Here is a 10,125-nt window from a genome sequence, read left to right on the forward strand (position 1 = left end):
TTTTTTTTTAAAATAGCAACTGGCCAAGTTGCTAGGTGATAATCAAATCATACTTAGGTTTATATCTAGTTCGATTTGAATTATCATTTGCGGTTATGCCGTATGTTTTAGAAAAAAATGCAAGTTTTCAAGCGTCCCCATCGTCTAGCCTGGCCCAGGACACCTGCCTTTCACGCAGGCGACAGGGGTTCAAATCCCCTTGGGGACGCCAAGCAATTTAAGCTCTTACACGAAAATGTAAGAGCTTTTTTTGTATTCGAATTTTGAGTGGAACGNTTTGATTTGTAAGTGTGTTAAATTTTATTTCAGGCTGCATTAGCTTCCCCTTCTTTCCTACCTGCCGTTTCATCACTTTCATTTTTAGCCTTCGGTGTAATTGTGCTGAGAATGTCCACAGCCAGATTGCTTTTGATTTGTTTTCGACGATACCGATTTGTCTGATGCGTAGATCTGTGGCGAAGCAGTTCTTTTACGTTCAGCAGGCATGCGCCCTTAATGTGGGCGGTGGTAACTGCTAGGGTATGGATGTCATGAACCCCAAAGGGGCGCACCCGCTGCATCGCATAGCCTTTTCAGCCAACGCATATGGTCGCCAGATCCAAGATTGGCATTGTTGAAAACATAGTTGCTTTTTCCCCCAGTACGTAATTTGTACTACTTTAAGTAGGGGGGGCAAGCTCTTCGGCTAAGGGGATAAAGTAGCAGCCCTCAATCCTGTTTCTGCGTTTTTTCGTGCGGAGGCTAAATTCTTCTGCCAAAAACTTGATGTCATCCCATGTCAGGCGCCGCAGTTCGACGCGCCGTGCCCCAGTTGTCAGGAAGGAGAACAGGACAATATTGTGTTCAGAATTGTCGCTTTTCGCTGCCAGTTTTAGCCCGCAAGCATGTCTTCTAACGGCGGCATATAATGTCACCTCTTCTTCGGTAGAAGCCACTGGCAGCCTGTAGAACGGGTTTGCTTTCGGCATTTCCAGAAAGTCTATGCCCCAGTTCCATCCAGTTTTCAGGTTCTTGACTTGCCTATCAACATTCTTTCTTGAATGTTGGGTTGTCAGAATGTGCCATACCTTAAGAACTTCTCTTCTGCGCACTTCGGAAACCAGAATTTCAGGGGCAAGAACCTTTGTTGCAAAGAACCGTTTGAAGGCACGCTGCTTTTCTTTCGCAAGCTTGCTAGTTGTCTGCCGTAAATGTGTTGAATGCAAATTCGATGTATTGCTCCGCCCAGTTACCAAGCTGTAGCTGCGAAGGTTCTTTCTGCCTTGTTTCAACTTTCTGATCCATCAGTTCTAGTCGCTTGCGTTCTTCTGCCTGCTACTTCAGTACAAGTTCATGTCCGACGACTTCATGTCACCAATAGCCCTTGCCTGTGAAAAAGGTCATTTGGAAGGGGCTAAGGGGCTAAGCTGCTATGGTGGTATGGGGCATCCATAGAAGTTGAAATAGTAACACGTATCCCGCCATTGCATGCTGCAATTCGTGGTGGACATGAAGGATTTGTCTGTTGGTTGTTTGGGCATGGAGCAGATGTAACCAGCAGGTATGGCGGGTGCTATTAGGCGGGGACGGAAAATTGAAGAAGTGGATGCTGTGACGCTTGCATCATATTTAAATGATGCGATTGTCTTTTCTTTGTCGCAAATTGAATAATATGTAGTTGGGCGTAACGGTTTGTTAGTATTTGCTATTAATCAATATTCTATAATTATGGGAGGGGGTAGTGAAAAACAAATTTTAGTTGGTGTGCTATACCTATCTTTCAAAATTGAATCTTTGAGATTTTCGAAAATTATATCGAAATGGTGATGAATCCGGCGTGGTAGTTGCGTTCAATAGACAGTTAAATGTACTAATTGAAGAGAATGATTCGACAAAGACTGCAATTATTGATGCAGTTCGGGTGTTTTTAGAGATATATAGCCGAGAGTGGTAGGTGCTTTTTTAGGAAATTGTCAGTGTGCTATAGTGGAAGCTATCAAATTTTCGTTTGTAGCTCGTATGTTCAGTGCATTCCTAATTTTTTCTACAGCTTGTAATGAATAGGAGGCTTCCTATTTAGGAAGCCTCCTATTTTTTTGTAAAGCAGGCATTGAGAAGCAGGATTATGTATGCCTCTCAATACGTCTGTATGTGACTACTACATTGCGTGTTCAGTACGGGCAATCAACTCATCCTGAATGTTTGCTGGTAAATCAGTCCAGTAGGCACTGTAACCTGCAACACGTACCATGAGATCGCGATATTGTTCTGGCGCTTCTTTAGCGGCAACCAATTCTTCACGATTCAGAACGTTAAACTGAATATGTTTGCCTTTGTAATCGCTAAAGTAAGTCTTGATCAGTGCTGCTAAGTTTGCAGTACCTTTGCTGCCTTTAATATTGCTAGGAGAGAATCTCATGTTGAACAGCACACCATACAGGTCATGCTGGTCAATTCCGCCTGCTGACTTGATAACTGCTGATGGACCATTTATGTCAGTTCCTTGTACAGGAGAAACAGCACCATCAGAGAAAGAAGTTCCAGCTCTACGGCCGCATGGAAGTGCACCCGTTTTAGCACCCGTACCACCATGGAAACCGATGGAGTGCGGAGAAACTTCATATGAACCACCATCAGTAGCAGGCTGTGCATGCCAAATTTCTTTAATCCAATTATAAACATCGCTTAAGAGCTGATCTACTTCTGCGACATCATTGCCGAATTTTGGCATAGCCATGCACTTAGCGCGTAAGTCGTCGTAACCTTCCCAGTTCGCACGCATGGCGTCTAATATCACCTGCGGAGTGCAGATCGGATTGTCACCAAATATACCATGCTTGAGTACGTACAGTTCGTTGGCTACGTCCTGCACAGCTACCGGAACGATATACATGCAGCTATCGTTATGTTCTGCACCACCTAAGCTGCACACTCTACCACGACCGATGCAGTCATCAGTGAAGGCTGACATCATCATATCTGGGAATGTTTCACCATGCTGGATTTTAGCAGCACGCCCGCTTCGGGTGCTGATATCAGCCCAATGTTTAATCATCGATTTATAGGCTGCAACAAACTCTTCATAGCTTGTCATTTTGGTGAAGTCACCGGTTTGTGGGCCTAATTGCGAATTCGAAATATAGTCCCACCCATTGTACATGGTAAGCTCAAAGATTCTGCCGTAACTTGTAACCAAAGGCCAGATTGAACTGGTTTTACCAGGTACTGTGTGTAGCGTACAGCCACCCAAAGCATAATTACGTGCTTCCTCTATCGTGTAACCACGGGCAAGAAGGTATTGAATGCTGGATTCGTCATTAAAGAAGGCAGGGAAGCCCATGCCCAATTTCACTGTTTCCAAAGCACGTTTCATGAACTTCGGATCAATTTGGGTATGCCAACGCACTGAGATCGTTGGGTGTGTAGTTCTGACTCGTTCAGCTGCCTCGATAAAAGCGAATGACAGTTCGTTGGTGGCATCTCTTCCGGTTTTAGGGTCTACACCGCAGATGACGCAGTTATGGAAATGGGATTCACTGCTCAGGTTTGGAGTCATAACATCAGGCCAGAACTGACGCTTGCCCATAACCTTAACACGGAAGCACTCAAACAATTGAACAACGTACTCGTCGTCGATTTTGCCTTTAGCAATGTCAGACTTGTATTGCGGGTACATGATCTGATCTATACGACCATAGCCCATTCCAAAGGTACGTGTGTCATAGAAAACCATGAGCAGGCCAAATACGAGAGATTGCAGTGATTCCTGGAATGTTTCTGCAGGGTGTTCCGGAACACGGTCACACACGCGGGCCATTTCTTCCAGTTCAGCTTTACGGATTTGGTCTGTTTCTTTAGCAGCCATTTCAGTAGCGAGATCACGATATCTATGAGCATACTCGATACCGCCTAAAAGCATTTCTTTGAGCCCACGCCAAAATTCATAGCATCGATAATCTTCATAGGTAGTCATTACAAACTTATCAAGCTGCTCATCGATATCAGCAAGTAAGCCACGAACACCTTTTTTTACCAACCGGTCAAGATCAGGGCAGTTCCAAGCTTTTTCAGCGAACATTTCGGAAACAGTGTTTACGATCCAAGAACCAGCTTCACCGATTTTGTCCTCAAATGCTGCTTCCTCTTCTCCTAAGAAAGTGATCCACTTTTCTTTACCACCGGTTTCTCTAAAATATTCACCGATAGCTCTTCCCTGTTCCATTTGTTCTTCATCTTCCCATTTGAAGAACCCTTCTCGGCCTTCCACGCCGTAATTATCAATGTAATCTACTATCCATAATGCAGCCAAGTCAGGGAAAAACTCAGGCCCCATTGGTTTGGCACTGAAATCACCACAAAGTAATTGATGGTCATCTATACGAATTGGCATTTCTTGAAGGATTTTACGGATAGCCATGCCACGTCTGCGGAAGAAGTGGTAACCTTCCGTTTCTTTATAACTTTCCATCAGGAGGCTTGCACGAGACATAGACATAGACTGGGTATAACGCAAAGGGTTCATCACATCCCACATTACGTTACCACGAGATCTGTCCTCATACTCTTTGTATTGCACTTTTTCAGCGTTCTTCATGGCTTCCTACTCCTTACATCGTTTATTATTTTAGTTGGTATAGTTGAGAATCATATTAATCGCGGCAGGGCGTTTCTTCCTGTACGGGCTCCTCTCTATAATTGCTTAATTTAAGCTTTTTTTACCGCAGCAAGAGCTGTTCTTCCTTCTTTGTCGACTGTTGAGACACCGTGTGCATCGACCTCTAAGAAGGATTTAAATAGATGCAACAATCTCGTTTAGTTCATCGAGATACTCATCAGACTGACGCTTGTGTCTTTGAGGTGCATCCGCTCCCATGCGCAAATATTTTTCTTCACCCAGATTGTTATAGGCAAGCAACTCCAGGTGATCGATTGGGGATAATCCCAATTCATTCCGTATAAACCCTGCTGTCGCTTTGACATCTTCATAGCTGTCATTACAGCCTGGGATAAGGGGGGTTCTGAATTGTATTTGCTTATTCGCCTCGACCAGTCTTTTGGCATTTTCAAGAACATGTTTGTTGGATGCTCCTGTAGCCTCTTTATGCTTAGCGTCATCCATGCACTTAAGGTCGTAATAGACGTAGTCTGCGTGCTCTGTAATGTCCTTAACCCTTTCCCAAGGGTATGCCCCAGTTATCTCAACGCATGTGTTTATGCCTTCATTATGAGCAGCTTTCAGAAGTGCTGCAGTAAATTCTGGCTGAACCGCACAATCTCCACCTGAGATGGTTAGGCCACCACCAGAGTTAAGATATAAGTTATAGTCGCTAGTAACTTGTTCCATAACCTCTTCAACGGTCATGGGTTTGCCTTCTATTTTACGTGTATTGGCCACACAAACACCTGGTTTGGTGCAAGCGCCACAACCTGTACAACGTTCTCGATCAATTACTAGTTGACCATCGACAATGCTGTTAGCTCCATTGGGACATTCTTCAATGCATCTACCGCATGAAGTGCATTCGTCAGCTCGAAACATAAGAACGGGCTTCATGCTTTGTGATTCTGGATTCTGACACCACTTACAGTTCAAGGGACATCCTTTTAGAAACACTGTAGTACGTATGCCTGGTCCATCATGAGTAGAGTAGCGTTGAATATTAAAAACTTGTCCAACTAAGTTATTTTGAAGAGTCACGTATAATCACCTTATTAATTTTTAATTGGCTGTAGCCTCAGCGTTCGCAGTCTCCATCGCGGCAGCTTTTTGTTCTGCAGCCTTTGGCAAGCTGGCTGCGAGCATTACTGATACCAAGAATGAACCGAGAGCAAACATGATCGAATAGGTGTAGCTGCCGGTGCTGTCCTTAAGGTAGCCACCGATGAGCGGACCGATGAACGGGCCGACACCCATAACGATTAATGTTGCTAGTCCCCAGATCTTGCCGAGAGTGGCACGACCGTAGATCGCTCCTGTATAGCCGACGACTCCACCAGGAACCACAGCCCAGTAGATGGCGAAGATGATACATGAGATGACGCCAATAAAGATTGCCGATGGGGATTGAAGTAGAAGCAGCGAGCAGGCAATGGCACCGGTTATCGGGCCGAAGATAAGCATTTTTTTACGCCCCTGTGCCTCACAACTGGATTTGGCAACAACTTTGTCGGCGACAATACCCATTAGCGGCATGGAGAAGATACCGACGATACCAATGATGATATAAAGATTGGTTGCCTTGCCAAGGGACAGCCCAAGGTCGGAGGTCCAGTAGCTGATAACCTGAGTCCAGACTAGAAACTCGGCCAGCATGCTGGTCAGAAACATAAAGATGACGCCCCAGATGGGGTAGGTTGAGAAGGCTTCCTTTATGCTCCAAACTTTTTCTGCTTTGCCAGTCTGTTTAGGCATTTCACCGAAGGCTTGATATCCGTAATCTTCAGGATTTCCCTTCGCCAGCAAAGCTGCCACAACTAAGCAACCCAGAGTCAGAATCCCAAGTACCTGCATAGCGGCACGCCAGGCGTCACCTTCAGCTCCGACCAGTGCCTGTTTGACAAAAAGGCTCATGATGACCTGCGACATAGGGGCGCCCATGAAGGCGATGCCGAACATCTTTGCATAGTTTTTGCCGACGTACCATTTGCGGATTGAGATGGTAGATGAAACCCAAAGCATTCCGGTTGCGACCCCTGCAAGGATGCCATAGGAAGCATAATAGGCGTAAAGACTGTGAGTGAGGCTAGTGACGTAAAAACCTGATGCGCCGAGAATTGCGCCGATGAAGTAAACGGGTTTGGTGCCCCACTTATCAAGGATCATGCCGCAGAGAAAGGCGGCAATGGCATAAAACATCATCATGAAGGAATAGCCCAGAGTAATCTCGGCCTGTGACCACCCCATGTCCGCGCTCATCGGAACCTTGAGAATTGAGAAGGTAGCCCGGTAGCCAAACAGGCAAAACATTGCCAGCCAAGAGGCGGCAACAACCGACCAACCGTAACGTGATCTGTTTTTGGCCATTTCTTTCTCCTTGTAAAAGGTTAGTAAGTGTTTATTTTTCAGCTGTGTGTGATTCTTGCATATACACAATGTGTGCCAATGAAGAATATTGAAAAAGAAAAGCTTTAAAATAAGCTGGTTACAGTTCTCTTGTTGTATGGCCAAAAAAAAACACACACATGACAGGTGTAATAATCTGTGACAGGCTGTGGGGTGAGGAGGTCTGTGGGATTGAGCAAGAAAAAAAGTAATGCTAATATCTCGTAATATAAGTATAATAATGAATATAAGCGATCTATTTGGTAAGGAAGGTAGTTTGAAAAATGAAGGATTAAGGGGGGGTTTAATTGCATGTCACACGTGTGACAGCTGTCACGATAGGGAACAGGTTTATTCAACAATTTTGCTGAATTTTTCAGATTGGAGGAATATTCCGATGCTTGAAAATATTTTTGTTGGTGATGTAAAACATATGATAAATTTTCAGCGTAAGATTATCGATTTGTGTGCTGATGCCCTTATGGTTGTGGATAAGAATGGAGACATTATTTATGTAAATAAGAGCTTTAAGGAAGTTCATGAAGTGAGCGAGGAGGAAGTCCTCGGGAAACCAGTCACGAGCATCATAGATAACACTCGCTTAGATGTGGTTGCCAGCAATGGTGTCGCTGAGCATGATTGCCTTCAGGATATTAAAAGCCACTCTTATGTGGTTTCTCGTGTGCCGATCTTTGAAAATGGAAAGTGTGTCGGGGCCGTCGGGATGATTCGTTTTCGTCATATGGAGGAAATTCAGAAGCTCACCGAAAAAGTCAAAGATCTTACGTGTGAAATAGAACAGTTACGTAAGAGCAAGAAGGCGAGCGACGAAACCGAATATACGTTTAACCATATTCCAGGAATCGCTCCCGCAGCTAAGGAAGCCAAAAACAAAGCGATGTTGGCTGCCCCTCGGGAGACGACTGTATTGTTACGTGGAGAGTCTGGGGTTGGTAAGGAGGTTTATTCTCAGAGTATTCACAACTATAGCCCGCGCAGTGAAGGACCCTTTATCCATCTCAATTGCAGTGCTATTCCTGAACACCTAATAGAATCTGAGTTGTTCGGTTACGAAGAAGGGGCTTTTACCGGAGCACGCAAAGGGGGGCATCGAGGGATGTTCGAGCAGGCTGACAAGGGCACTATTTTCCTGGATGAATTTGGAGATATGCCCTTGGCGACTCAGGTTAAATTGCTAAGGGTCATTCAGGAGGGCAAAGTCAGTCGTATTGGAAGTGAAAAAATCACAAAAATTGATGTCAGAATTATCGCCGCCACCAACCAAAATCTGGAGGAGATGATTAAAGAGAAGAGCTTTCGCGAAGATCTATTCTATCGTCTTAACGTGTTCCCCATCGAGCTGCCGGCACTACGTGATGCTGTTGAGGAACTCCCGATATTAGCCAAACGTATGTGGAAGCGAATGGCTCGGAAAAACGGCATGTTCCACATGCACCTTGAAGATAGCGCCTTGGGTGCTTTGCAGCAATACTCATGGCCCGGAAACGTTCGTGAATTACAGAATTTTTTAGAGCGCTGCATGATTATGTCGTGTGAAAACGATATAACTGCAGACTTCGTCGAGAAAGCGCTGCAAAGCGGGGTAGAGGATGATCAAGACCTGCAGGCTGTTAGTTCCAAACAGCTACCTTTGGCAGAACTTATCGAAAAGACGGAGCATAGGGCTATATCTTTTGCTTTGAGCGCCTCGAATGGTAATCGCTCTGAGGCATCGCGCCAACTCGGAATAACGCGCCCATTGCTCTATAAGAAAATGGCGAGATATGGACTTAACTAGCCACTCTCGCTAGACGTAAGAAAAGGTACCAATGGTCATTCAATAATTGCGAATGGCATCTACCGATGCCTGTCTTGATTGCTGCCCGATTAACAGCAACAGAAGACCCTATATGCGTGGAGAAGGAAGTGTGGCAGGTGGCTGTTCACGCAGCGTATTAAACACGACCGGTTTGCATTTTAAAGACTCGCTGAATCGCCCCAAGTCTCAAAGGCACTCTTGAGTTATAAATTCATAACTTCAGATGGATACAATGGACGACAAGCGTTATACGGATGAATTTAAAGTTGAAGCAGTACAACAGATCGCAGAGCATGGTTACTCCGTGCATGATGTGTTGCACGGGATATGCTGAGGTAGCTACAAGTTAGGCAAGTTCTTAATAGCCTGTTTTTTGCTCCTTCACGTACAAGGAAGTAGTGAGTGGCCGTAAAGAACATATTTGCATGTCCTGCAATATCTGGCCACAGTACCTTATTAACACCTCTGGTCAGTAGCTCTGTCATAGCTAGATGGCGAATGTCATATGGTGTTATGTGACAAGGGGGGGGACTGCTCGTTTTACCGACCCTTTTCATACTTTTCAAAGGTCTTTCAATTCAATAATAAAACCCCATCTGCTGATTTGCTGACGGGATTTTAGCTTTTTCATGAAAAGCATTTGTGCAGGGCACGAATTTTTTTTTATAGGTTATGCTTACGTAGACCAGACCCCCTTTTTCTTCCAATTAACACGTTCCCGTGTGAGGCTTGTAAGTTCTGAGGGACCGACATGAATGATAAGACTTAACGCCTCAATGTAACAGGGCTGTGGATGGTCTGACTAAAACGTAAGTTATCAAGGCACAGCAGGTATGTGCATTTGAGTAATCAGCATTTTTTCAATTGCTGTGACGATATGAGCCTCTCATTGAGAGGTGTAAGTAAGGTGTAAGTAAGGTGTAAACTTCTCTGATTTTCATGTTGCTAATGTCAAACGTGTTTATTCAGAAGCCTTGCAAATAAAGGAATAAGCAACTTTTATTAGATATTGCACCTGCCTTTCACGCAGGCGACAGGGGTTCAAATCCCCTTGGGGATGCCAAGCAATTCAAGCTCTTACACGAAAGTGTAAGAGCTTTTTTTGTGTCCAAATTTTGAGTGGGGGCGTCTATTTTTACCATAGGGAAGAGTGCGTCGTTTTTTTGGCTCTCTTTTTGATATTGCACCTGCCTTTCACGCAGGCGACAGGGGTTCAAATCCCCTTGGGGATGCCAAGCAATTCAAGCTCTTACACGAAAGTGTAAGAGCTTTTTTTGTGTCCAAA

General features: G+C 44.7%; 8 protein-coding genes and 1 tRNA gene. 4 read left to right on the top strand and 5 right to left on the bottom strand.

Features of this window, described 5'->3' with window-relative positions; translation table 11 throughout:
• Positions 1–133: 133 nt before the first annotated feature.
• Positions 134–211, top strand: a tRNA-Glu gene (locus MKHDV_RS18090).
• Between the two features lie 94 nt (positions 212–305).
• On the opposite strand, the gene MKHDV_RS18755 is transcribed toward MKHDV_RS18090, so the two are convergent.
• Entirely contained in the window at positions 306–560 is a 255-nt protein-coding gene (locus tag MKHDV_RS18755; protein WP_216846962.1) for a hypothetical protein, read from the bottom strand.
• 99 nt (positions 561–659) lie between these two features.
• Positions 660–1,205, bottom strand: coding sequence for a hypothetical protein (locus MKHDV_RS18095; protein WP_160717837.1), 546 nt, complete (start codon positions 1,203–1,205; stop codon positions 660–662).
• Between the two features lie 258 nt (positions 1,206–1,463).
• On the opposite strand from MKHDV_RS18095, the gene MKHDV_RS19300 reads away from it, so the two are divergent.
• Positions 1,464–1,559 (top strand): hypothetical protein, encoded by a 96-nt coding sequence (locus MKHDV_RS19300; RefSeq protein ID WP_371416044.1) that lies wholly within the window; start codon positions 1,464–1,466, stop codon positions 1,557–1,559.
• 578 nt (positions 1,560–2,137) lie between these two features.
• Here the strand turns inward: MKHDV_RS19300 and MKHDV_RS18100 are convergent.
• From MKHDV_RS18100 to MKHDV_RS18110, 3 genes are all read right to left on the bottom strand, one after another.
• Positions 2,138–4,573, bottom strand: coding sequence for a pyruvate formate lyase family protein (locus MKHDV_RS18100; protein WP_160717839.1), 2,436 nt, complete (start codon positions 4,571–4,573; stop codon positions 2,138–2,140).
• Between the two features lie 195 nt (positions 4,574–4,768).
• The gene (locus tag MKHDV_RS18105) at positions 4,769–5,677 is read right to left on the bottom strand and encodes a glycyl-radical enzyme activating protein (protein ID WP_160717841.1); all 909 of its coding nucleotides are present in this window, start codon (positions 5,675–5,677) and stop codon (positions 4,769–4,771) included.
• A gap of 21 nt (positions 5,678–5,698) precedes the next feature.
• Complete coding sequence (locus MKHDV_RS18110; RefSeq protein ID WP_160717843.1) at positions 5,699–7,003, bottom strand: nitrate/nitrite transporter; 1,305 nt, start codon at positions 7,001–7,003, stop codon at positions 5,699–5,701.
• 415 nt (positions 7,004–7,418) lie between these two features.
• On the opposite strand from MKHDV_RS18110, the gene MKHDV_RS18115 reads away from it, so the two are divergent.
• Both MKHDV_RS18115 and MKHDV_RS19305 read left to right on the top strand, forming a co-directional pair.
• Positions 7,419–8,819 carry a sigma-54-dependent Fis family transcriptional regulator gene (locus MKHDV_RS18115; RefSeq protein ID WP_160717845.1) on the top strand — a complete coding sequence of 467 codons (1,401 nt, stop codon included), beginning with the start codon at positions 7,419–7,421 and terminating at the stop codon, positions 8,817–8,819.
• Between the two features lie 253 nt (positions 8,820–9,072).
• Positions 9,073–9,174: a transposase gene (locus tag MKHDV_RS19305; RefSeq protein ID WP_371416045.1), complete on the top strand. Its 102-nt coding sequence runs from the start codon at positions 9,073–9,075 to the stop codon at positions 9,172–9,174.
• Positions 9,175–10,125: the final 951 nt, after the last annotated feature.

Source organism: Halodesulfovibrio sp. MK-HDV, from assembly GCF_009914765.1.
Lineage (GTDB): Bacteria > Desulfobacterota > Desulfovibrionia > Desulfovibrionales > Desulfovibrionaceae > Halodesulfovibrio.